Consider the following 21,993-nt stretch of genomic DNA (forward strand, 5'->3'; position numbering starts at 1 on the left):
ATGGCAAAAATTAAAACAAAAAGAGAGCGAGTTAAATTCGCCTCCGATAATGTTGCGGGTGCTTGTCCTGAAGTATTAGAGGCAATCATTAAAGCAAATGAAGGAGATAGCACTCCTTACGGAAACGATCCTTTATCAACAGAGTTACAAGATAAGTTTTCTGAAATATTTGAAAAAGAAGTAATTGTTTTTCCAACTGCTTCAGGAACAGCTGCAAATGCTTTAGCTTTATCAACCATGACACCATCATATGGAAATATTTATTGCCATAAGATGTCTCACATTAATACGGATGAATGTGGTGCCCCTGAATTTTATACAGGAGGTGGAAAATTAATTCCTTTAACTGGAATAATGGGAAAAATAACTGCAGAAGAATTACACCAATCGATAGGTGGAAAAGGAATTGTTCATCACACCCAACCTTCATCAGTCAGTATCACTCAAGTATGTGAAACAGGGGAAGTTTATCAATTAGATGAAATCAAAAAAATTGCAGAGATAACTCACAAACATAATCTAAATTTACATATGGATGGTGCTAGATTTGCTAATGCATTGGTATCTTTAGGTGCAACTCCTGCTGAAATGACTTGGAAATCAGGCGTAGATGTATTGTCATTTGGAGCAACTAAAAATGGATGTTTAGCTGCTGAAGCAATTATATTTTTTAAGAAAGAATTAGTAGGGGACATTGCTTTTTTAATGAAAAGAGCAGGGCACTTGTTATCTAAAATGCGTTTTGTCTCTGCACAACTTGATGCTTATATTTCAAATGATGTTTGGTTGAGAAACGCAAAGCATGCTAATGCAATGGGTAAAAAGTTAAGTGATGGTTTATCAAAACATAATGATATTGAAATTGCTTATCCAACTGAGGCAAATGAAGTTTTTGCAAAATTTCCAAGAGAAAAAATAGAACACCTAAACTCAAATGGTTACAAAATGAATGAAGAAGAATTAGACGGAAAAGCTGTAAGATTAGTTGCTGCTTGGAACACTAAAGATAGTGATGTTGATGAATTGTTAAATACTATTAAAGCTAACTAGGATTCTCTTTTAAAAATTCAATATACTTTATAACTTCATCAAATTGTTCATCAGGAATGTCTTTGTAACTTGCATTGAATTTGCTCTTTACACAAATAGCAACATGAGCATAGGGGTTTCTTCCTTTAGGATGATTTGGATGGTCCGGTAATTGTCCCACCAAATAATCACCAGCTTCCTGAATAATTTTCCAGAGTTTACTTGCGTTTTCTTTGTTCATATTATTTAAAAATATTATAGTCTTTAATTATGACAGATAAAGAAATTCATCAAGGTGGCTGTGCTTGTGGAGAAAACAGATATGAAACAATTGGTAATCCAGAAAGAGCTAGAGTTTGCCACTGTAGATATTGTCAACTAAGATCAGGAAGTCCTTTTGGTGTCGGTGCTTGGTTTAAAGAAGAAAATGTAAAACATCATTCACAAAATTATAATCAATATAAATTTGTAACAGAGAGTGGAAATACTTTTGAAACAAATTTTTGTAAAAAATGTGGAACCAGTGTTTATTGGACTATATCAGCACCTGCTTTAAAAGGTTTAACAGCTATTGCTGCCGCAACATTTGATCCACCAAGTTTTTGGTTTGGGGTATCAGGTGAAATTTTCACAAGATCAAAAGCACCTTATATTGATATTAAATGTGAAGAACAATTTGAAACATCACCTACTTACAATCCAACCAAAAAGGATGAAGATAGGTTTGATGGATCTAAATAGAATTACTTTCCCACAATAGAGGAAAGTATTCTTCATCTAATAAATCACTATTTTCTTTTTTATATTTTTTATAAGTTTTAGCGGTTCCACCTTCATTTGTTGGATGAAACTTAGCATTACTTGGAACACAATGAGAAACAATTGCTCTTCGGTTATTGTTTGAAGTATTTATTCCTGATCCATGCCAGGTAAAGCCATGGTGAAATGAAACACCACCAGCTGGCACCTCTACATAAGCGACTTCTATTTGTTTATTATTTTTTTCAGCAAAAATATTTAATTCTTTTTTATAATCTTCGGGGGAGTGAAATTCTCCTTTAGGAGGTTGAAGACCCCATTTATGAGAGCCTTTAATATACTCTAATGTTCCAGTTTCTTTTGAAGTGTCATCTAATGACATCCAACAAGTCATCATTGTTTGTGGAATAAGCCAATCATCATAAGCAGCATCTTGATGAAATCCTAAGGTTTTTCCTCCAGGTGGTTTCCATAAAACATTATCCTGAACCAATCTTGCACCTTGCCAGTTCATTAAACGAGAACAAACTTCACCTATTATTTCATGACAAACTACTTTTTTTATTAAATGATCTGCCTTCCAAGCATTACAGATTTGACGAGTAACATCTTCAGGATCTTTACCAAATTTCCAGTTCCATTCATCTGGCTCAACTCCTGTTTCAAAATTACCTTTAAATAAAGGCTCAAATTTATTTCTAAGATCGTCTATGTAATTTAAATCTAAAAAGTTATCTAAAATCAAAAAACCATTATTATTAAATTCTTCAATTAAACTCTCAGAGAGCTCAAAATTAATCATCAGTTAATCACTTTTTAAAATAGAGTTTCAATATAATTTATAAAATAGTTGTTTTTTTCAACATATTTTGTGAAACAAGTTGATTGTGGAATATTATGACCTTTGTCACTCTCCATTTTTCTATCTACATCAGCCCATGTACAGCTGGTTGGTTTTAGGTCGCTATAATCAACAAAATTCAATTCTTTAAAATTCTTTAAAAAAGACAATGTTTCCTGGTCTTCAAATTTATCTTTATTGTGAGCGAACACGATAGCATTTAAAGTTTGAGAATTAATCATAATGTCTATCTGTGTTTTTCTAAAAGCTCCCCACTCAGGATACTTTTTTTTCCACTCATGCATTTTTCCAGCAAATGCAGGATTAATAGCAATTGTTCCTTTAATCTTTTCAGGAAATCTAGATTGAAGATTTAAAGAAGCCCAAGCTCCAGCCGAATATCCAGAAAGTATAATATTTTCAAAACCTAAACTTAATAATTTCTCTACTTCATTTAAAATTATTTTTTGTCTTTTTAAATTTTTGAATTCATCAACTAATTCAATTTTGCCATTTTCTTTTAATTGTTTTTTGTATTTTTTTTGGTTTTTTAGAGACATGCCTTTTACACCAGAACAAACTCTGTAGATTAAAATTTTGTTATCTTTAATAGTTTGATTGTGAAGTGTTAAAATTGCAGGGACAACTGCACCTTGCCAAATATATCCTGGAGATGGATTTTTTTTGCAGGAGTCTTTCTTGTGATCATTTGTGCTTCCGTGATTGTAAATTATAACAATAGAATTTTTTTTATTTTGAATATTTTCTATTGGATAAGATTTACCTTTTTCATCCACAAAAGAATTAATTTTTGATAGTTTATCTAAATCTTTATAATTTAAAGTCTCAGCAAAAGAATTATTTAAAAAAAATATTAAAGAAAAGAATAAAATTATTTTCTTCATAACAACTAAAAATATATACTAATTTATTTTGGTAACCAAGAATTATAAAGTGGATTATCTTTATCTATTGGAAGTTTGATGTTTTTATTTTGTCTGGAAGAATCATAAACAGCGGTAACAAATTCTAAAGATTTTCTAGCATCTGATAAAGTTACCTCATCACTAGTAGATCCATCTAATTTGTTTGCAATTTCATCAAACATACCTGCATACCAAGATTGAGGCTCTTCTACTTTTGATAACACCTCATCTATTTTAGCTTGAGTAACAGGGGATCTTGGTAAGAAATGCCATTCATCATCCGCTGGATTGTATGGTTTATCTGGAGATGCGCCAGACTCTGCTGTTAATCCATCAAAACAAAATCGAAGTCTGCTGGTATCGTTTGCAGCTCCAAGTGTAATTGAGCTTGTAACTAAAGTCCCATTTTCCATTTCAATTGATAAAGCTGCACAATCTTCAACTTCAATATCATTTACTCTTGTTGATAATTTAGCAAATACATTTGAAACTGGACCTAAGATCATACTCACTAAGTCATGAATGTGTATTGAATGACTTAGTATGGCTCCTCCTTGTTCACCTTCCCAAGTTCCTCTCCAAGGTTTTGAATAATAATCTTTCCCTCTATTCCAATGAGTTTCTAAAGAAGCAACCAAAGGTTTTCCTGCTAAACCAGATTTTATTAATGCTTTTAATTTTGAAAATCCTAGACCATATCGATATTGGAAAACTGGAAAAATAATTTTACCTGTTTCTTTACTGATCTTTTCTAATTGATCTACTTCTTTAAGACTTGATACTAATGGCTTTTCACAAATTACATGCTTTCCAGCTTCCATTGCTTTTTTACAAGCTGAAAAATGTAAGTGGGGCGGAAGACATATATCAATTATATCTATTTCTTTTACTTTTAATACTTCATCAAAGTTGAGTGATACTTGTGTTTCCGTGTCATTTGATAAAATATTATCAATTGCTTCTCTTGTAAGCCCACATAAAGTATGCACATAAAATCTTTCTTTAACTTTTTGAAAATCTTCATAGTGCATAGCACCTATGTTAGTTCCAATAATTGCTACTTGATATTTGTTCATTTTGTTTCAGCTTGTAATTGTGCTTTTATTGCAAGTTCCATTGAAAGATAAGTTAATTCCTGCGAGCAAGCAGTTTCAGTTCTATTGATTACATCATTAATTAAATTTCTAAAGTAGAGGAGCTTAACATCAGAACAATCGATATATTTTACCTCTTCATTATTAGCTAAATATAAATGATTACCTTTTTCTGATTTTGCTAAATCTGTATATTTTCTTATTTCAATATATCCTTTATCACCAAGGATTAATAATCTTCCATCTCCCCATGTCGGAAGTGCATCTGGAGTAAACCAATCTAATCTAACGTAGCCGTGTCCACCATTACCAGTTAGATTAACCTCTCCAAAATCTTGAAAACCAAGCTTTTCCTTTTTAGTAGTGTTTTCTACAAGAGCATGATTAATTTTTGCTTCATTTGAATTTGTAAATACTAAAAACTGATGAATTTGATGTGAGCCTATATCAGTAATTATTCCACCATAACTTTCTCGATCATAAAACCAATCAGGTCTTTCATAGTTGCCTTGTCTGTGTGGACCAGTTCCAATCGTTTGTTTTACTTTACCAATTTTTCCCTTTTTTACTAATTCCTCAGCTTTTGCAACAGCTGCTACATGAAATCTTTCTGAAAAATTAACAGACCATATTTTTCCAGTTTCTTTTACTGTTTCTTTAAGCTCTTTTAATTGATCTAAGGTAGTACAACCAGGTTTATCGACCATCACATCTTTTCCAGCTCTTAAAGCTTCTATTGAATTATGAGCTCTATCTTTAGGAATAGAAGATATTAAAATCATATCAATAGATGGATCATTTAATATTTCTTCCTTATTTTCTTTTCTTTTAATATTTGGATATTTTGAATTAAATTCATTTAAAGTTAATGGATCACCTTCTGTCCAAAAATGATTACACGTACATCCTTCTTTTAACATTTCATCCAACATGTCAAAGATATGACCATGATCGATACCTATTACTCCCAATTTTAAATTATTTTTCATTTGAAGATTTAATTTTAAAATAAAATTTTAATCAAAAGCACATCTAAAACCAACATAAATTGCATAAAAATTAGATGGTTTGTATTGCGCTCCGCTTTTAGAAGTCTTAGAACCTCCATACCACCACGATGCACCAGCTGTTAATGAATTATCATTTTTTTGATCATCTATCCATTCCCAAACATTTCCTCCCATTGCAACTAAACCATTAATTCCTTCTGGTAATTTAGTTACATCAATATGTTTGTCATAATTTAATAGTCCTTGAGAGTTCATATTTTTAGCTTCATCACCGCTTGGGTATTTATAGACTTTGCCTTTTTCAAACTCTGAAGAATTAAATACTTGCTGATATGCAGCGTAAGACCATTCATCAAAAGAGGGCAGTCTACCATCTATTGATTTACAGTAATCTTCAGCTTCGTATCTACTAACATGTACCGCTGGTTCTAATTCACTATCAGGATTTTCGCCGTATGGAGTTTTATATGTCCAACCAGCTCTTTTTTCCCAACCAGCACCCCATTCATATCCACCACCAGTTTTCTCTGCTTCAGTGATTAAATTATTTTTTTTGGCATAATTTTTAAATTCTTGAATAGTGATTTCATATTTATTTAAAGAAAAATTGCCAAAATCAATTTTGGGATTTTCAAAAGCAAATGTTTTAGAAAACAAAAATAAACTCAAAATAATTAATTTCTTCATTTAATTAGTAGTTTCCTTTTTTATCTGATCCTTTGTAAAAAATATCTTGTAGATATTGATTTTCTCTTTTTTTAATTAATAAATCTTCTTTGTTCATCAACGATTTTGGTCTTTGAATTATCTCATGGTGATGAAATTCATCAACACCTCTTGCTAATTGAACACTATTTTTGCCTAATAATTGTTTAACATTAGTGCCAATATAACTTTGGATTACAAAACCAATTCTTCTGTAATTACTTTTGTTTATTCCTGATCCATGAACTATTCTTGGGTGGTGTAATGACATTTGACCTGCAACAAGCTCAACAGACTTTACTTCATCATCTGGAACATCATTAACTGTTTGACCTCTTGTTAATAAATTTCCTTCATTAAATTTTTCATCATGATCTTTGATTTCTATATGTGATTTAGGCCACATTTTCATACAACCATTTTCTTCATTTGAATCTGTTAAAGCTACCCAAGCGGTAACCCAATTATGAGGTTCTAAACCAATATATTTTGCATCCTGATGATAACTTACAAAACCTTGTTGATTAGGATTTTTTATAAACAAAGTTGTTCCACATACTAAAATATTTTTTCCAATAATACTTTCTACAGCATCCAATAGTTTTGAATTATGAACTATGGCATCTAGTTTTGGAGAAATTAAATGAGCATTGTATCTTTCAGATTTATCAATTTCATCAGGCATTTCTTTTTCTATTAATTCAATTTCATCCCTTGCTTCTTTAGCTTCTTCTTTTGATAAAATATCAATTGGTGCTAAGTAACCTTGATCTTGGTATTCTTTAAGTTGATTTGAATTTAAATTAGCCATATGTTTTTGGAATGAATATTAGCATATCCTCTATTTATTTTTCACCAGTAAAATCAATCTCGTTTCAAAAAATTAATAAATGTGAGATTAAAAAAAATATAGGAATTATTAATGATCGTTTGTTTGCGTTCTCAAGATTATTAGATAGTGGAAAGGCTCAAAAGATGGAGCAGGAGCCTGGTGATAGAAAATTAATAAATTTTCTTACTTTAAAAAATACACCTATACTTAACAAATATTCATTTGAATTTAATGAAGGAAATCTCGAATTATTTGATGATCAAAAAAAATTAATTTCTATCAATCCTAACAATCCTGAAGAAGTAAGTTTAATAGAACAAGAAGTATTAAATTTAGATAACCAAGTTAAAGGACCAGTATTTCTATTAAAGAATAACCAAAACCCTTTTTTTGATACAAATAGTGGGGGAGAGATAATGAACTCAATATCTTTGATAAATCACAACAGTATTAAAGACTTTGAAAAAAACATGGGTGAAGAAGTTGAATATCAAAGGTTTAGAGGAAACTTCTATATAAGTGGTTTAGATGCTTGGGAAGAGAGAGGGTGGATAGGTAAATCTATCAACATTAATGGAGTAGCCTTTAAAGTTGACGACCATATTCCAAGATGCTCAGCAACTAATTTGAAACCTAAATCAAGTGACATAACTTTTAATCTTCCTCAGAAACTTAAAGAATTTTATGATCACATGGATCTTGGAGTATATTTAATTCCTCTAGAGGATGGTGAAGTATCTATTGAGGATAAAATTATAATTTAATTTGTTGAACTAGGTTCTTCAAAAACATTTTTTGTTTCATTTGTAGCTGTATTATCCAATGTTTCTGGCGTATCTGGGTCTAATTCTAATCCAGCAGGTGTGATGGTTGCAGGAACAGGTGTAAATGTAGAATCTGGATTGTCGACAGTTTCTCTTACTCTCATTCTATATAAGCCAAATGCACCAATTAAAGCATGAACTATAATTAAAAATCCAAAAAATCCATTTAATCCAAACCAACCCATAAATAGCGAACATAAAATAGGACCACTTATAGCCCCTAATCCAAAGATTAATTGTAGTCCACCACCAGCAGCAACGAATTTAGACTTTGGTACAAAGTCATTCGTATGCGCAAGGTTAAGAGAAAATAATGGAAGACACAAACTTGAATAAAGTCCAACTGCTATAAAAAATATAATTTTTCTAAAACTAAATTCATCCATGTAATAAATGTTTTGGATTGGATCATTAGACGTTAAAATTGATAAAAAAGCTAAAACAGAACTTCCAAGTGTGGTAATAATTATTACTCTTCTTCTATCAAACTTATCAGAGAAATATCCTATAGGACCTTGACCAAGTACTCCTGCAATTGTTGCAATAAATAATAAAACAGATGTTTCAAATAAAGTTAGCTTTGCAAGTGTTGCGTAAACTGAAATTAATGAAAAAAATGCAGCATGGATTACACCTGTAAAAAAAGAACTAAAGGTTCCAAGTGGTGAGATCTGATAAAGTTCTTTAATACTAATTGTTTCAATTTTTTTGAATTTAGGAGCTGGTCTTTTAGTTAATAAAATTGGAACAAGTGCAACTGATAAAAGAATAGAAACTAGAATAAAGGGTTCATAAGCTTTTGGTTCACTTAAATTAAGCAACAGCATTCCAAGTGCTAAACCAAAATAAATTACCATCATGTATGCTGATAATAATTGACCTCTGTTTTTATTTGTTGCTCTATCATTTAACCAACTTTCAGTAACAACATAACAACTAACTAAACTGATACCCGTTACAAATCTACTAATAGTCCACATAAATGGATTTACATAAACAACAGCAACTAACGCGCTTAAAGATGCAAGAGATGCAAAAGCCGCAAACACTCTAATGTGGCCAACTTTAGATACAAAATTTGGAGTAGTTCTAGACCCAATAAAATATCCAATGTAATAACCAGACATAAAGACACCAGTTGTAAAAACGCTGAAGTCTTCAAGTACAGATCGAATACCCATCAACTGCATTTGCAGACCGTGAGCTATCATCATGACTCCAATACCTATAAATAGGGCCCAGGATTTTCTTACTTCTTTTTGCATTTCTAAATATTAAGTATTAATAAATTGCGGGCTAAGTAGTTTTGGTTTGTGTTTTTTTTATGGCTAAGAATGAGTGAATAGCGATAGTTAAAATTATCACCACTCCTCCTTGAATTGTCTCCATCGACGGTTGCTCTTTTATAACCATCCATACCCAAATAGGTCCCAAAACTGTCTCCATTAGAAAGAATAGATTTACTTCAGCTCCCGTTATGTATCTTGGAGCTAGTGTTACCAATACAAAAGGAATAGCTACACACAAAATACCCATTGCTGGAATGATATAAATATCATTGTCTTTTAGCTCAAACGTATCAATAAAGAATAAAGCAACAAATGCTACGACCAGTTTACCAACCACAGCTGACGGAACTAAGTTTAGACTTTTTCCAGCTCTGATTATTGTCGCTCCAGCAGCAAGACCACATGCAGTAATAAAACCTAAAATATCACCAAAAATATTTCCTAATTTTACCGAGTCGTAAAATATATAAAGAACACTTAAAAACGTAATTGCAATAGCAACCAAAGTGTTTCGATCTGGTTTTTCTTTTAAAAATATTGCACCAAAAATAGCTGACAACATTGGCGCAAGTGCAATCATAACAAGCGTGTTTGCAACATTTGTGTTTTGAATTGATAGTACAAAAGTAATGTTGGTTATAGAAAATGTAACAATGTAAGCAACACCATAAATTGAATTTCCATAAAGTAATTTAAAAAAACTTGATCTGTAAATAAACAACATTCCAACAAATACAGTTACAAATGGAATGATACCTCTATAAAAAACTAATCCCCAAGTATCTAAATTTGAAAGTCTAATAAATAAACTATCAGGAGTGATAAACATCACTGCAACAAAAGCCATTAAAGAACCTTTTTGCTGATCAGTTAAATTATTCACGCTTTTAATTCTTTCCAAAAAGTTTTTGCTAAGTTTATTCCTGATAAATCAAAAAAAGTTTTAAGTCCTGTAGGAGAAGTAACATTGATGTCCCCATTTAATTTTTGATCTATAAAATCAATCCCTGCAAAATATATATTTTCTTTTTTTAAATCTTTCGCAATTAATTTTGAAATTTTATTTTCTTGCTTAGTTAAATTTATATTTACAGCTTTAGCACCTTTGCTCATATTACTTAAATAAGATCCCTTTTTTGGAACTCTAGAAATTGCACCACAAACTTTTCCATTAATTATAAATACTCTTTTATCTCCTTTATTAATCTTAGGTAAAAATTTTTGACACATAATATGATCATGTTTTTTAATAAATTTATTAATAAGTTTTGAATTAAATTTATTTAATAAGTGAATATCATTACCACTATAACTATGAATAGGTTTTATAATTACTTTCTTATGTTTTTTAATAAAATTTTTGATTTCATTTATATCCTGAGAAAAAAGCGTATAAGGCATATATTTTAAATATTTTGCTGAATATAACTTTTCGGAAATATTTCTTATTGATGTTGGATTATTTATTATTTTAACTTTATTTTTAATGAAATCTAAAATGTAAGTCGTTGAAATATATTCTAAATTAAATGGTGGATCTTGACGGATTAAAACAAACTTACATTTTGCAAGGTCTAAAGTTTGTTCTTTAATGATTTTGTAAAATTTTTTGTTTTGATAATTAAACTTTATGAAGAAGCCTTTAGCTAAAACTTTTTTGTTAATTATTGATAGATCTTTTGGATCGTAATAAAAAATCTTATATTTATTTTGAATTTCGTTAGCTAAAAAAACACTAGTATCAGTTACAGGGTTTAAGGTAGAGGGATGATTGCCTTGAATAGCTACTATTTTATTTGTCATATAATTCTTCTAAATTTTCATCTTTTGAAAATTTACTAATCATATGATCTGCATTTGTAGTCTTATTATCAACTACATTTTGTAAATGATTTAAGAAGATAGTTTCGTTATTTCCTTTTTTACTAATGATGTCCCTTTTCTCTAATCCTTTTCTAGAAATGTCCAAAAGAGCAGAAGTCCAATACAATAAGTCTTTACCCATTAATTGAGTATTAAATCCTTTTTGAGGAGCTTCTAAATAGGCATTAATAATCTTATCTGTTTCCCATGAAGAGACTAATTTGTATGCTTCATCTAAATTTCCATACAACATACCAATATTAAAAGCCGGTCCAGCACATACGCAATCCCAACCACAAGTATCCATTGATCTAAGCTCAATATATTTCTTCAATCTATTTTCAGTAAAGATTGTGCTCAAGTGCGTTGTAAGATCAGATTCAGTTGGAAGTCTATTTCCTATTTCTTCAATTTTTCCATCCATAAAATCTTTAAATGTATATTTTCTTCCTGAAATATATTGATCATTATGTTGAATGAATAAAATTGGAAAGTTTATTACAAATTCTGCATATTTTTCAAAATCTAAATTTTCAAAAAATAATTTAGGCAAACCACCTCTTGAAGTGCTTTGCCATACTTTAGATCTGTAAGATAAATAATTACTATTCTTTTTTTCAACTATTGATGAATTTGCAAAAAGTGCAATTGAAATTGGAACAATAGAATTAGCTAATTTAAATTTTTTAATAAAATCTTCTTCTGAATTGTAATCAATATTTAATTGTGTTCCACACGTTCGATACATCATATCTAAACTAAGCTGTCCACCTAGTGGCATGTCTTTTGTCATTAACTCATAACGTTGCTTAGGATTGTTTGGGATATCTTCTAATTTTGAAATAGGATCAAAACCTGCGCTAACTATTTTGATATCTAATTTTTTTGTTACTTGTTTTAATTCAAATAAATAATCTTGAGCTTCTGCACATGCTTCATGCATATGGTTTAACTTTTCACCTGATAATTCAATTTGGTTTCCAGGTTCTAGTGTAATATTTTTACCACCTTTATTAAGACCAATAATGTTTTCTTTTTCAAAAACAGGGTTCCAACCAAACTCAGTTAAGGCTGTAAACATTTCTTTTACTTTTGGGTAATCAATTCTTTTATTATCTTTAGTGTTGAATAAAAATTTTTCGTGCTCAATTCCAATTTTAAAGTCTTTTGTTTCTTTAATCCCTGACTTAAAATATTCTACAATTTGATCTTTAGTTTTAATCATGGCTTTTAATTAGTGATTTATAAATGAATTTAAAGGTAATAATAAGGTTCTTTTGAGAATATTTTCCTTATTAATGGCGTAAAATCCTCTAAAGACATACTTTTATATTCAGGATCAAATGAACATTGATCATATTTTTCGCAAAAATCTATTGTGTCCTGGTAGTACTTATGATCTTTAAATTTGTCTCTAGCGTTTCTATCACCACCTAGGTGATGAGCACTATAATAAGTTTGAAAAAGACCATGATGAAGAATGATCCAATAAGTTTTTTCAGAAACGTAAGGTCTTAAAATAGAAGCTGCGTATTGTGAATGATTCATTGGCGCAAGATCATCTCCTATGTCATGCAATAATGTTGCAACAACCATCTCATCATTTTCATTATTTTTAAATGCTCTTGTTGCAGCTTGTAAAGAATGTTCTAATCTTGTGATTTTATATCCTTCCAGCGTTGTAGTTTGCTTAGATAAATAATTAATAATTCTATCTGCTGTCTGCCTTTCAAAATTTTTTTCAAATTTTTCTAGTAGCTCATAATCCTCTTTAGAGCCATTTTTCATTTCAGTAAAATTTACTGTTTTCATATTTTAATTATTAGATGCTGTACTTAATAATGAAAGTTGAGTTATTTTGTTATCTCCCAATTCATCAACAGGTTTAACTGGATAATCACCAGTAAAATAATGGTCAGTTAATTGAGGATATGCCTCATTTCTTTTGTCAAAACCAATTGCTCTATATAATCCATCAATAGATAAAAATTTAAGTGATTTTGCTCCTATGTATTCGCAGATTTCATCATTTGTTTTATTTGCTGCTAATAACTCTTTTTTAGTTGGAGTATCTACACCATAAAAATCTGGATATTTGATCTCAGGACAAGCAATTCTAACATGAACTTCTTTTGCACCTGCATCATATAACATCTTAACAATCTTATACGACGTAGTTCCTCTAACTAACGAGTCATCAATTAGAATAATTTTTTTATCTTTAATTGTGCTTTGGTTTGCATTTAATTTTAACTTTACACCTAAACTTCTAATTTGTTGGCTTGGTTCAATAAAAGTTCTTCCAACATAGTGATTTCTAATTAGACCATGCTCAAAATTCATTTTTAAATGTTGAGCAAAACCAAGGGCCGCTGCATTACCAGAGTCTGGTACAGGTACCACAATATCTGCTTCAACATCATTTTCTTTTGCAAGTTCTTTTCCTAAATTTTTTCTATGTTCATAAGCTGTTTTGTTGTCAAGTAAGCTATCTGGTCTTGAAAAATAAATATACTCAAAGACACATGGTCTTACTTTTTTAGGAGGGAAGGGTTTTATACTAGTTAGTTCATCATTTTCAATTAGCACTATTTCACCGTTCTCAACTTCTCTAATAAATTTTGCACCAATAATATCTAACGCACAAGTTTCAGACGCTAGCACGTAGCTGTTTCCTAATTTTCCAATCATCAACGGTCTAATTCCATATGGATCTCTTACACCTATTAAAGATTTTTGGGTCATCATTACCAAAGCATATCCTCCTTGGATTTGGAATATGGCATCAATAACTTTATCAATTGTTTTTGATCTTTTAGATTTAGCAATTAACTGAACAATAGTCTCTGTATCAGAAGTAGTGTAAAAAATTGCTCCTTCTTCTACGAGTTTGTTTCTTAAAGATATTGAATTTGTTAAGTTTCCGTTGTGTGATACCCCAATTCCACCCGCGTTAGTATCCGCAAAGAAAGGCTGAATATTTCTTAAAATATTATTGCCAGTAGTACTATATCGATTATGCCCAATAGCATAATTACCTTTAAGGTTTTTTAAAACTTTTTCTTTATTGAAATTATCACCAACTAAGCCAAATCTTTTTTCTGAATAATATTTTTCTCCATCAAAAGTAACTATTCCACAACCTTCCTGACCTCTATGCTGTAGTGCGTGCAAACCTAATGCTGTTAATGCTGAAGCATCTTTAGCATTGCTAATGCCAAATACTCCACACTCTTCTTTTAATTTTGGATTAAATATCTTCAATTTTTTCTTTAGATTCTTGATATGTTTTTTCATTAGGGAATTCTTTTATCAGATAATTACTACCTTTTTCTAAATATGGAAAGGTGTATGATTTATCTAAATTAATCGGCCATTTATCATGGTTATAAACTATGTGAATTCCTGAAAATATACAAACTGAAACAATATATGCTTTTACAAAACCAAAAAAGAATCCAAAAGTAGAATCTAAACTTCCTATACCAGTATATTTCACAGCTTTACTGATACCCTTGTTAACTAATAAGACTAAAAAGATAACAACTATAAATATTGCAATTCCAAGTCCAACATCGAGAACATATTCGTTGTCAATTATATCTTCAACATAAGGTTTTATACGTGGAAATAAAATAAGAGTGATAACGTAGGCTAGAAGCCACTTTGTCATCGAAAGGATGCTTAAGACAAACCCTTTTCTATAACAACTAATTAAAGACCATATGGTTATTACGATATAGATTAAATCAATAATAGAGGATGCTTCAAAAAAATCTTTAAGAGCATCTACCATTAAGCATCTTTTCCAAATGGTTTAACCACTAATATTAATGCCGGTAGCAAAGTTAACACCGATATCATTGCAAGCAACATTGCAAGACCTGTAAACATTCCAAAATAGATAGTTGGTATAAATTTAGACAATACTAAAATTGAAAAACCAAAAACAATTGTGATTGAGGTATTTAGAATTGCAACACCAACTGTTGAGTGACACGTTTTTAAAGTTTTATTGTAATCTTTAAGTTTATTAAATTCTTCTTTGAATCTGTAAATATAATGAATACTATTATCAACAGCTATTCCGATTGTAATTGCAGCAATTGTAATAGTCATCATATCCAGTGGTATCCCTAATAATCCAATAATTCCTAAAATAAAGAATGCAGCTATAAAATTTGGAACAACACCTATTAATGAAAGTTTTATATTTCTAAATAAAATAATGAACATTGAGAAAATACCAATCATAACCAAACCAAGTGTCAAAATTTGTGACTTAAATAAACTTTGTAATAAATTATTAAATAATATTAGCACTCCTGCTAATTTGTAATCATCTTTTTCTAATCCTAATTCATTTTCTAGATCAAAATTAATTTTATTAATTAAGTCATTTCTTCTCAAATTTTCTTGAGAGTCTATTATTCTAAGACTTATTCGAGCTTCATTATTTTCTATTGATAGATAAGGATCAATTATTTCTGTTTTAATACTTTCAGGTATTTTTGAATACAATACTCCCATCTCTAAAGTACCAAGTGGATTATTATTATTAAGTTGTGTTGCAACATCAATAATTGATGAAAAAGATAAAACTTTACCAACCTGTGGAAGACTATCTAAATAATTATGAACAGACGCAATTCTATCTATTTTATCTTTAGTAAACCAATATTTTTCATCATTTGTATCTTCTTCGTCTCCCCAATCTTCAAATTCATCATCTTCTTCAGATTTCTTTTCTTCTTTTTTAGGAAATTTTAAAATAACTTCTAAAGGAGTAGTTCCACCTAGTTCCTCATCAATTAGCTTCATTCCTTTGTAAATTTCAGTGTTTTTATCAAAATAATTTATAAAACTATTTTCAACCTCAAGTTTGCTAATTCCAACCACACTTAAGACAATTATAATTCCAGTTGCAGAAAAAATTGTAAATTTGTTATTTAAAGAAATTGAACCAAGTATCGATGTAATTTTAGAATCTTGTTCTTTTTTTAGAGATACATTTCCATTTGAAGTAAAACTTAAAAGAGTAGGGAGCAAAGTAAAAGTTATTATAAAAGATGTAATCAAACCAAAAGTCATCATCCAACCAAAATCTATAATGGGTTTAATTTCACTAAAGATTAAAGATAAGAAAGCCAAAATTGTTGTTAAAACTGTATACAATATAGGCCAAAACATTTTGCTAGTTGTTAAGGAAATTATTTCAAAGTTATTTTTTGTTGGAAAATTTTTTTTAAGCTGAAGAAATCTGGTACTCATATGAATATTCATCGCCATTGTAAGAATAAGCATTAAGGCAATAAAGTTTGAAGATATAACAGTTACTTTCCACCCAAGTAATCCAAGCAGACCCATCATAATAATTACAGAGAAAAAACAACTACTAATAGGAACAACAATCCAAATTAGATTTCTGAATACAAACCAAAGTGTTGCTATAATAAATAATAAAACTCCAATACCAAATACAATGATATCACTTTTAATAAAAGTCATCATGTCATCTGCAATCATAGGAATACCACCTAAGTAAATTTTTCCTACATCCCCATAACTTTGAATTACTTGTCTTATCTCTAAAATGTTTTGATGATTTTGTTTTTTTATTTGATCTTTATAATTTTCAATTTCTTCTCTAGATTTGTTTTCAATATCTTCTAATTTTTTATTTTGTTTGATGTTAACAATAATCCCACTTGTCTTACCATCTTCGCTAATTACAAAATTCCTAAAGACAGGACTGTTTAAAATTTCACCAAATCCTCTTTCTCTGTCCACCTCTTCATCTTTTAAAGTTTTAAAGCTTTCTAATCTCTCTTGAAGCGGTGCGTCTGAATTATTTAAAAGAGGTATGTCTAAAAGTGTAATAACACTATGAACCCAATCTAAACTTTGAATTTTATATTTTATGCTCAATAGATTATTTATTGAAGAGTCTGTAACCATTCCTTCATTAGGAGTATAGGTGAGAACTAAAAATTCCTTCGAACCATATCTTTCTGTAATTTCCTGCAGGTATGCAAGATCTGGATCTCCATCAATTAACAATGTTTCTGATGAAGCATCTAGTCTAAAATCCTTAGAATAATAACCAAAACTTAAAATAGAGATAACAAGTAATATAAATATTGCCTTTGGGTTCTTTAAAACTAAGTTTTGATACATTTGAGCTAACATTAGCTCTTTTATATTGGAAATTAGTTAGTTTGAGTATCTTTAAATTTTGTAAATCTTTCCTCAAACTCAAGTGTAACATTACCAATTGGACCGTGTCGTTGTTTCCCAATTATAATTTGCGCTAAGTGCGCTACTTCATTCATTTTAGCTTGCCATTCAGCATGTTCTACAGTTGCTTCTCTTGGTTCTTTTCTTGATAGGTAATATCCTTCCCTATAAACAAACATTACAACATCTGCATCTTGTTCAATTGAACCTGATTCTCTTAAATCTGCTAATTGAGGCTTATGATCATCTCTCTGTTCAACTTGTCTTGATAACTGTGAAAGCGCAACTACAGGAACTGCGAGTTCTTTTGCAATTGCTTTTAGTCCTTGAGTAATTTGAGAGATTTCCTGAACTCTACCGTCTTTATTGTAAGTTGTTCCTCTCATTAACTGAATATAGTCAACCACGATCATATCTAAACCAAACAGTCTTTTAATTCTTCTTGCTCTATTACTTAAAGCGGCAATGCTAATAGCTGGTGTTTCATCAATATAGAGTGGAAGTTCAGCAATATTTTTAGATGTTTCTAGAAATTTATCAAATTGATCATCTGAAATTCTTCCCCTTCTTATATCGTTAGAACTAATTCTTGCCTGTTCTGAGATAATACGAGTTGAAAGCTGTTCAGATGACATTTCTAAAGAGAAAAAAGCTATAGAAGACTTTTTGCCACTATCTTGCAGTTTTTGAGCAGCATTGAATGCAATATTTGTTGCAAGCGAGGTTTTACCCATTGAAGGACGACCTGCAATGATGATCAAATCAGATTGGTGCAAACCTCCTAGTTTATCATCCAAATCTCTGAGACCTGTTGGAACTCCAACAATTCCTTCTTCATTTTTATATGCAGCTGAAGCCATTTCGATAGTTTGTTTCATGGCATCATCAAATTTAATTAGAGAAGAGTTAAAAGAACCTTTTTCAGCTAAATCAAATAATTGTCGTTCAGAATTTTCAATTATAGTTTGACCACTAGTATCAAGGTCATTTAATTTTGCACTATCAATAGTTTCTTCTGAAATTTTTATTAATTCACGTCTGACAAACATATCATAGATTATTTTTGAATATTCTACAGCTTGTCTTACAGATGTAGAAAATTTAGTTACTTTTACTAAATACTCTGGAACATTGATGTCATCTTTTTCATCTTCAAAATAATTTTTCAAAGTTATGGGGTTAGCGAGCATACCTTTGTAGATAAGACTTTCGATTGCTTCAAATATCTTTTGGTGCATAGGATCATAAAAGTTAATAGAAGAAACAATCGTATTAACTTCATCAAAAATATCGTTACTAACCAGTATCGACCCAATCACAGCTTGTTCTGCTTCAATATTATTTGGTAATTCTTTGAATTTATCTTTAACAATACTTAAATTGCTTTCCATATTTATGAATTTATATAAAAAAATTTAGTATTTAAATTTTAATTTTTAGCTGTTGAAAAGAATGTATAATTATTGAATTGTATCTGCTGATGTAACATTAACAATTATTTCAGCATCAACTTCTGAGTGTAAAGAAATCTTAACTTTAAATTTTCCTAAAGATTTAATTTCTTCAACTGGTTGTATCATTGAAGGCTTGATTTCAATTTTATTTTCTTCTTGAATAAGTTTAGAAATTTCAGTTGGTTTAACAGAACCATAAAGTTCATTGTTTTCAGTACTTAATTTTTGAACTGAGTATTCTTTATTATTGATTTGTTCTGCTATTTTAGCTGCTTCTTGTTTTCTCTCATTGTCTTTTTTAGATAAATCAGCTTTTATTTTTTCAACTTCTTTGATGTTTTCTTTAGAGGCATAAAGAGCTTTTTTATTAGCAATCAAAAAGTTTCTAGCAAAACCTCTTTTTACGTCTATTACTTCTCCTACAGACCCAATTCTTTTAACGTTTTCTAATAAAATAACTTTCATTATAATAATGCTAGATTTCTTGCTCTTTTAATTGATAGAGATAATTCTCTTTGTTTCTTTTGAGAAACATTTGTAATTCTTGATGGTAAAATTTTACCATTTTCAGAAACATATCTTTTTAAAAGTTTAATATTTTTGTAATCAACTTTAGGAGCACCTTTTACTGAAAGTGGGCAAGTTTTTTTAAATTTATATTTATTTGGCTGAAAAATACTTAATTTAGCAAAGTTACTTTGCTTTCCTTTTTTATTTCCACTTTGTCTTTTTGGCATTAGTTTTTAGCACTTTCTTTATTTTCACTATCTTCTTTTTTTCCAAAGTAGTTAGTATCTAAATCAAATTCTTTTACTCTAACAGTAAGATATCTTAGTAATTTTTTATCAATAGATTCGTTTTTCTCTAATTCTTCAACTACTTTGCCTTTACCTTTAATTTTAAAGTGTATGTAGCTACCTTTTTTATTTTTCTTAATTAGATAAGAAAGGTTTAGAAGGCCCCAGTTTTCAGTTTTTACAACTTCACCTTCATTTTTTTCTACAATTTTAGAATATTTTTCAGTTAACTGCTTTAACTCACTTGGAGATGTATCTTGTCTAGCTATAATAGTATGTTCGTATAAGTTCATTTATGTTCTTTAATAAAAAGTGAGGATATACTATTATAAAAGTTCAATTACAATAGATAAAAACACAAAAATTAGTAATATTTTTATATGTTTTCAGTATTATTTCCAGGTCAAGGATCTCAAATAGTTGGAATGGGAAAAGAGTTTTATGACAAATTTGATCTTGTGAAAGGGCTATTTAAAGAGGCGGACGAGACATTAAATTATTCAATTTCAAAGCTAATATTAGAAGGACCTAAACAAGAGCTTGATTTAACAACAAACACCCAACCAGCAATTTTTTTAATAAGCTATTCTATATTTAACGTTATTAAAAAAGAATTTAATATCGATTTAAATAAAGCAAAGTATTTTGCCGGACACTCATTAGGTGAATATTCTGCTTTATCTTGTGCTGGATATTTAAACTTTGCAGAAACATTAAAAATTTTAAGAATCAGAGGTGATGCTATGCAAAATTCTGTGCCAAAGGGTGAGGGTGGTATGGTCGCGGTTCTTGGATCAACTGTTGAGATAATAGAAAAGATACTAAAAGATAATGAATCCAAATTTATAGCACAAATAGCAAATGATAATTCGGAAGGGCAAATAGTTTTAAGTGGAAAAACTGAAGATTTAGAAAAATTAATTGAAGTATTAAAAGGAAACTCTATTAAAAATATAAAGCTTCCAGTTAGTGCTCCTTTTCACTGTAGTCTTATGAGTAAGGCAACAGAAATTATGACAGAAGAATTAAACAAGATTTTATTTTCTGATGGAAGTAATAAGTTGATATCAAATGTAACAGCTGAAGTCATTTCAACTTCTGAAGATTTAAAATCACTTTTAATAAAACAAATTGAAAATAGAGTAAGATGGAGAGAAAGTGTCTTAAATATGATAAATAATGACGTAGATCATTTTATAGAAATTGGACCTGGGAAAGTTTTGTCAGGTTTGGTAAAAAGAATTAACAGAGAAGTTAAAATTAATACGATAAACAGTATAGAAGATGTTGAAAATTTAAAAATATGAATGATTTAAAAAATAAAAATATAATAGTTACAGGTGCATCTGGAGGAATAGGAAATTCTATTGTAAAAAAATTATATGAAAGTGGTGCTAATATTTTAGCTTCAGGAACAAGAATTGAAAAACTTAAAGAATTAAAAAAAGAATTTGAAAAAATAAATATTTTAAAATTTGATATATCTCAAAGTGAAAAAATTGATGAATTTATAGAAAATGCTACAAAAGAACTAGGTGGTAGTTTGGATTGTATTGTTAATAATGCAGGTATTACTCAAGATAACCTAGCAATTAGAATGAGTTTGGATGAGTGGAGAAAGGTAATTGAAATTAATTTAACTTCTACATTTTTGATGAGTAAATTTGCTATAAAAAAAATGTTAAAAAATAAATCTGGAAAAATAGTAAATATTACTTCTGTTGTTGGACATACAGGAAATTTAGGTCAAGCTAATTATACAGCATCAAAGGCAGGAATAGTGGCAATGTCTAAAAGTTTAGCAATTGAGTATGCAAAAAAAAATATTAATGTTAATTGCATTTCACCTGGCTTTATCAAGACAGCAATGACAGACAAGATAGATGAAAAATTTAAAGAAACTATAATATCTAAGATACCTTCAGCACGTCTAGGAGAGCCAGATGATATCGCAAATGCTGTAGGTTTTTTATGCTCAGATCAATCTAGTTACATAAATGGAGAAACCTTGCATGTTAATGGTGGCATGTATATGGCTTGACAAAACAGCTTTTTAAACTATTAACGAATTATAACAAAAAGGATCAATATGTCAGAAGACGTTTCAAGCAAAGTAAAAAAAATTGTAGCAGATCACTTAGGTATCGATGAGGCAAAAGTAACTGAAGAATCAAGTTTTATAGATGATTTAGGAGCTGATAGCCTAGATACAGTTGAATTAGTGATGGCTTTTGAAGAAGAATTTGGATCTGAAATTTCAGATAGTGAGGCAGAGAAAATTTTAACTGTTGGAGATGCAGTTAAGTTTATCGAAGGAAAAGCAAACTAGAAAT

Annotated in this window: 25 protein-coding genes; 6 read left to right on the forward strand and 19 right to left on the reverse strand. The window is 29.7% G+C overall.

What is annotated here, in order from left to right; genetic code table 11:
- Window positions 1-1,050: a threonine aldolase family protein gene (locus ACTTBO_RS03095; RefSeq protein ID WP_440656358.1), complete on the forward strand. Its 1,050-nt coding sequence runs from the start codon at window positions 1-3 to the stop codon at window positions 1,048-1,050.
- Here the strand turns inward: ACTTBO_RS03095 and ACTTBO_RS03100 are convergent.
- Window positions 1,043-1,270 (reverse strand): hypothetical protein, encoded by a 228-nt coding sequence (locus ACTTBO_RS03100; protein WP_262589584.1) that lies wholly within the window; start codon window positions 1,268-1,270, stop codon window positions 1,043-1,045. The genes ACTTBO_RS03095 and ACTTBO_RS03100 overlap by 8 nt on opposite strands.
- A 29-nt stretch (window positions 1,271-1,299) precedes the next feature.
- Between ACTTBO_RS03100 and ACTTBO_RS03105 the strand changes: the two genes are divergently transcribed.
- A complete protein-coding gene (locus ACTTBO_RS03105; protein WP_440656359.1) occupies window positions 1,300-1,770 on the forward strand; it encodes a GFA family protein in 471 nt (156 codons plus the stop codon).
- Here ACTTBO_RS03105 and ACTTBO_RS03110 read toward each other — a convergent pair.
- The 6 genes from ACTTBO_RS03110 to ACTTBO_RS03135 are packed head-to-tail and all read right to left on the reverse strand — an operon-like array spanning window position 1,763 to window position 7,175.
- Complete coding sequence (locus ACTTBO_RS03110) at window positions 1,763-2,590, reverse strand: phytanoyl-CoA dioxygenase family protein (RefSeq protein WP_440656360.1); 828 nt, start codon at window positions 2,588-2,590, stop codon at window positions 1,763-1,765. The two genes, ACTTBO_RS03105 and ACTTBO_RS03110, sit on opposite strands and share 8 nt — an antisense overlap.
- Before the next feature lie 14 nt (window positions 2,591-2,604).
- A complete protein-coding gene (locus ACTTBO_RS03115) occupies window positions 2,605-3,534 on the reverse strand; it encodes a hypothetical protein (protein ID WP_440656361.1) in 930 nt (309 codons plus the stop codon).
- A 23-nt stretch (window positions 3,535-3,557) separates the two neighbouring features.
- A complete protein-coding gene (locus tag ACTTBO_RS03120) occupies window positions 3,558-4,631 on the reverse strand; it encodes a Gfo/Idh/MocA family protein (protein WP_440656362.1) in 1,074 nt (357 codons plus the stop codon).
- On the reverse strand, window positions 4,628-5,638 hold the full coding sequence (locus tag ACTTBO_RS03125) for a Gfo/Idh/MocA family protein (protein WP_440656363.1): 1,011 nt from the start codon (window positions 5,636-5,638) through the stop codon (window positions 4,628-4,630). The genes ACTTBO_RS03120 and ACTTBO_RS03125 overlap by 4 nt, the downstream gene beginning before the upstream one ends.
- 27 nt (window positions 5,639-5,665) lie before the next feature.
- Window positions 5,666-6,346: a formylglycine-generating enzyme family protein gene (locus tag ACTTBO_RS03130; protein ID WP_440656364.1), complete on the reverse strand. Its 681-nt coding sequence runs from the start codon at window positions 6,344-6,346 to the stop codon at window positions 5,666-5,668.
- Window positions 6,347-6,350: 4 nt separating this feature from the next.
- Window positions 6,351-7,175, reverse strand: a complete 825-nt coding sequence (locus ACTTBO_RS03135) for a phytanoyl-CoA dioxygenase family protein (RefSeq protein ID WP_440656365.1) — start codon at window positions 7,173-7,175, stop codon at window positions 6,351-6,353.
- A gap of 11 nt (window positions 7,176-7,186) precedes the next feature.
- On the opposite strand from ACTTBO_RS03135, the gene ACTTBO_RS03140 reads away from it, so the two are divergent.
- On the forward strand, window positions 7,187-7,960 hold the full coding sequence (locus ACTTBO_RS03140; RefSeq protein ID WP_440656366.1) for an MOSC domain-containing protein: 774 nt from the start codon (window positions 7,187-7,189) through the stop codon (window positions 7,958-7,960).
- Here ACTTBO_RS03140 and ACTTBO_RS03145 read toward each other — a convergent pair.
- From ACTTBO_RS03145 to rpsF, 12 genes are all read right to left on the reverse strand, one after another.
- On the reverse strand, window positions 7,957-9,285 hold the full coding sequence (locus ACTTBO_RS03145) for an MFS transporter (RefSeq protein WP_440656367.1): 1,329 nt from the start codon (window positions 9,283-9,285) through the stop codon (window positions 7,957-7,959). The genes ACTTBO_RS03140 and ACTTBO_RS03145 overlap by 4 nt on opposite strands.
- A gap of 31 nt (window positions 9,286-9,316) precedes the next feature.
- Entirely contained in the window at window positions 9,317-10,192 is an 876-nt protein-coding gene (locus ACTTBO_RS03150; RefSeq protein WP_440656368.1) for a DMT family transporter, read from the reverse strand.
- Entirely contained in the window at window positions 10,189-11,112 is a 924-nt protein-coding gene (gshB, locus tag ACTTBO_RS03155; RefSeq protein WP_440656369.1) for a glutathione synthase, read from the reverse strand. The genes ACTTBO_RS03150 and gshB overlap by 4 nt, the downstream gene beginning before the upstream one ends.
- Window positions 11,102-12,397, reverse strand: a complete 1,296-nt coding sequence (locus tag ACTTBO_RS03160; protein WP_440656370.1) for a glutamate--cysteine ligase — start codon at window positions 12,395-12,397, stop codon at window positions 11,102-11,104. Before ACTTBO_RS03160 ends, gshB begins: the two co-directional genes overlap by 11 nt.
- Window positions 12,398-12,426: 29 nt before the next feature.
- A complete protein-coding gene (locus ACTTBO_RS03165) occupies window positions 12,427-12,984 on the reverse strand; it encodes an HD domain-containing protein (protein ID WP_440656371.1) in 558 nt (185 codons plus the stop codon).
- 3 nt (window positions 12,985-12,987) lie between these two features.
- Complete coding sequence (gene purF / locus ACTTBO_RS03170; RefSeq protein WP_440656372.1) at window positions 12,988-14,469, reverse strand: amidophosphoribosyltransferase; 1,482 nt, start codon at window positions 14,467-14,469, stop codon at window positions 12,988-12,990.
- Window positions 14,423-14,968, reverse strand: coding sequence for a CvpA family protein (locus ACTTBO_RS03175; protein ID WP_440656373.1), 546 nt, complete (start codon window positions 14,966-14,968; stop codon window positions 14,423-14,425). Before ACTTBO_RS03175 ends, purF begins: the two co-directional genes overlap by 47 nt.
- Window positions 14,968-17,361 (reverse strand): efflux RND transporter permease subunit, encoded by a 2,394-nt coding sequence (locus ACTTBO_RS03180; RefSeq protein ID WP_440656374.1) that lies wholly within the window; start codon window positions 17,359-17,361, stop codon window positions 14,968-14,970. The genes ACTTBO_RS03175 and ACTTBO_RS03180 overlap by 1 nt, the downstream gene beginning before the upstream one ends.
- 20 nt (window positions 17,362-17,381) lie before the next feature.
- Window positions 17,382-18,800, reverse strand: a complete 1,419-nt coding sequence (locus ACTTBO_RS03185) for a replicative DNA helicase (RefSeq protein WP_440656375.1) — start codon at window positions 18,798-18,800, stop codon at window positions 17,382-17,384.
- 69 nt (window positions 18,801-18,869) lie between these two features.
- Window positions 18,870-19,328, reverse strand: coding sequence for a 50S ribosomal protein L9 (gene rplI, locus ACTTBO_RS03190; RefSeq protein ID WP_440652727.1), 459 nt, complete (start codon window positions 19,326-19,328; stop codon window positions 18,870-18,872).
- Window positions 19,328-19,600 carry a 30S ribosomal protein S18 gene (rpsR, locus tag ACTTBO_RS03195; protein WP_440652725.1) on the reverse strand — a complete coding sequence of 91 codons (273 nt, stop codon included), beginning with the start codon at window positions 19,598-19,600 and terminating at the stop codon, window positions 19,328-19,330. The genes rplI and rpsR overlap by 1 nt, the downstream gene beginning before the upstream one ends.
- Entirely contained in the window at window positions 19,600-19,953 is a 354-nt protein-coding gene (rpsF, locus tag ACTTBO_RS03200; RefSeq protein WP_440656376.1) for a 30S ribosomal protein S6, read from the reverse strand. Before rpsF ends, rpsR begins: the two co-directional genes overlap by 1 nt.
- Before the next feature lie 87 nt (window positions 19,954-20,040).
- Between rpsF and fabD the strand changes: the two genes are divergently transcribed.
- Genes fabD through ACTTBO_RS03215 form a run of 3 tightly spaced genes read left to right on the forward strand, consistent with a single transcriptional unit; the run spans window position 20,041 to window position 21,989 of the window.
- A complete protein-coding gene (gene fabD / locus ACTTBO_RS03205) occupies window positions 20,041-20,967 on the forward strand; it encodes an ACP S-malonyltransferase (protein WP_440656377.1) in 927 nt (308 codons plus the stop codon).
- Complete coding sequence (gene fabG / locus ACTTBO_RS03210) at window positions 20,964-21,701, forward strand: 3-oxoacyl-[acyl-carrier-protein] reductase (protein WP_440656378.1); 738 nt, start codon at window positions 20,964-20,966, stop codon at window positions 21,699-21,701. Before fabD ends, fabG begins: the two co-directional genes overlap by 4 nt.
- A 48-nt stretch (window positions 21,702-21,749) precedes the next feature.
- Window positions 21,750-21,989: an acyl carrier protein gene (locus tag ACTTBO_RS03215; protein ID WP_008544320.1), complete on the forward strand. Its 240-nt coding sequence runs from the start codon at window positions 21,750-21,752 to the stop codon at window positions 21,987-21,989.
- Window positions 21,990-21,993 lie beyond the last annotated feature (4 nt).

Origin of the sequence: Candidatus Pelagibacter sp. HIMB1509 (genome assembly GCF_052047855.1) — a bacterium.
Taxonomy (GTDB): Bacteria; Pseudomonadota; Alphaproteobacteria; order Pelagibacterales; family Pelagibacteraceae; genus Pelagibacter.

What these genes read in the sequence shown, in the direction of transcription:
- ACTTBO_RS03095 (WP_440656358.1), top strand. Translation starts at nt 1, where the DNA reads ATGGCAAAAATTAAAACAAAAAGAGAGCGAGTTAAATTCGCCTCCGAT.
- ACTTBO_RS03100 (WP_262589584.1), bottom strand. Translation starts at nt 1,270, where the DNA reads ATGAACAAAGAAAACGCAAGTAAACTCTGGAAAATTATTCAGGAAGCT.
- ACTTBO_RS03105 (WP_440656359.1), top strand. Translation starts at nt 1,300, where the DNA reads ATGACAGATAAAGAAATTCATCAAGGTGGCTGTGCTTGTGGAGAAAAC.
- ACTTBO_RS03110 (WP_440656360.1), bottom strand. Translation starts at nt 2,590, where the DNA reads ATGATTAATTTTGAGCTCTCTGAGAGTTTAATTGAAGAATTTAATAAT.
- ACTTBO_RS03115 (WP_440656361.1), bottom strand. Translation starts at nt 3,534, where the DNA reads ATGAAGAAAATAATTTTATTCTTTTCTTTAATATTTTTTTTAAATAAT.
- ACTTBO_RS03120 (WP_440656362.1), bottom strand. Translation starts at nt 4,631, where the DNA reads ATGAACAAATATCAAGTAGCAATTATTGGAACTAACATAGGTGCTATG.
- ACTTBO_RS03125 (WP_440656363.1), bottom strand. Translation starts at nt 5,638, where the DNA reads ATGAAAAATAATTTAAAATTGGGAGTAATAGGTATCGATCATGGTCAT.
- ACTTBO_RS03130 (WP_440656364.1), bottom strand. Translation starts at nt 6,346, where the DNA reads ATGAAGAAATTAATTATTTTGAGTTTATTTTTGTTTTCTAAAACATTT.
- ACTTBO_RS03135 (WP_440656365.1), bottom strand. Translation starts at nt 7,175, where the DNA reads ATGGCTAATTTAAATTCAAATCAACTTAAAGAATACCAAGATCAAGGT.
- ACTTBO_RS03140 (WP_440656366.1), top strand. Translation starts at nt 7,187, where the DNA reads ATGAATATTAGCATATCCTCTATTTATTTTTCACCAGTAAAATCAATC.
- ACTTBO_RS03145 (WP_440656367.1), bottom strand. Translation starts at nt 9,285, where the DNA reads ATGCAAAAAGAAGTAAGAAAATCCTGGGCCCTATTTATAGGTATTGGA.
- gshB (WP_440656369.1), bottom strand. Translation starts at nt 11,112, where the DNA reads ATGACAAATAAAATAGTAGCTATTCAAGGCAATCATCCCTCTACCTTA.
- ACTTBO_RS03160 (WP_440656370.1), bottom strand. Translation starts at nt 12,397, where the DNA reads ATGATTAAAACTAAAGATCAAATTGTAGAATATTTTAAGTCAGGGATT.
- ACTTBO_RS03165 (WP_440656371.1), bottom strand. Translation starts at nt 12,984, where the DNA reads ATGAAAACAGTAAATTTTACTGAAATGAAAAATGGCTCTAAAGAGGAT.
- purF (WP_440656372.1), bottom strand. Translation starts at nt 14,469, where the DNA reads ATGAAAAAACATATCAAGAATCTAAAGAAAAAATTGAAGATATTTAAT.
- ACTTBO_RS03175 (WP_440656373.1), bottom strand. Translation starts at nt 14,968, where the DNA reads ATGGTAGATGCTCTTAAAGATTTTTTTGAAGCATCCTCTATTATTGAT.
- ACTTBO_RS03180 (WP_440656374.1), bottom strand. Translation starts at nt 17,361, where the DNA reads ATGTTAGCTCAAATGTATCAAAACTTAGTTTTAAAGAACCCAAAGGCA.
- ACTTBO_RS03185 (WP_440656375.1), bottom strand. Translation starts at nt 18,800, where the DNA reads ATGGAAAGCAATTTAAGTATTGTTAAAGATAAATTCAAAGAATTACCA.
- rplI (WP_440652727.1), bottom strand. Translation starts at nt 19,328, where the DNA reads ATGAAAGTTATTTTATTAGAAAACGTTAAAAGAATTGGGTCTGTAGGA.
- rpsR (WP_440652725.1), bottom strand. Translation starts at nt 19,600, where the DNA reads ATGCCAAAAAGACAAAGTGGAAATAAAAAAGGAAAGCAAAGTAACTTT.
- rpsF (WP_440656376.1), bottom strand. Translation starts at nt 19,953, where the DNA reads ATGAACTTATACGAACATACTATTATAGCTAGACAAGATACATCTCCA.
- fabD (WP_440656377.1), top strand. Translation starts at nt 20,041, where the DNA reads ATGTTTTCAGTATTATTTCCAGGTCAAGGATCTCAAATAGTTGGAATG.
- fabG (WP_440656378.1), top strand. Translation starts at nt 20,964, where the DNA reads ATGAATGATTTAAAAAATAAAAATATAATAGTTACAGGTGCATCTGGA.
- ACTTBO_RS03215 (WP_008544320.1), top strand. Translation starts at nt 21,750, where the DNA reads ATGTCAGAAGACGTTTCAAGCAAAGTAAAAAAAATTGTAGCAGATCAC.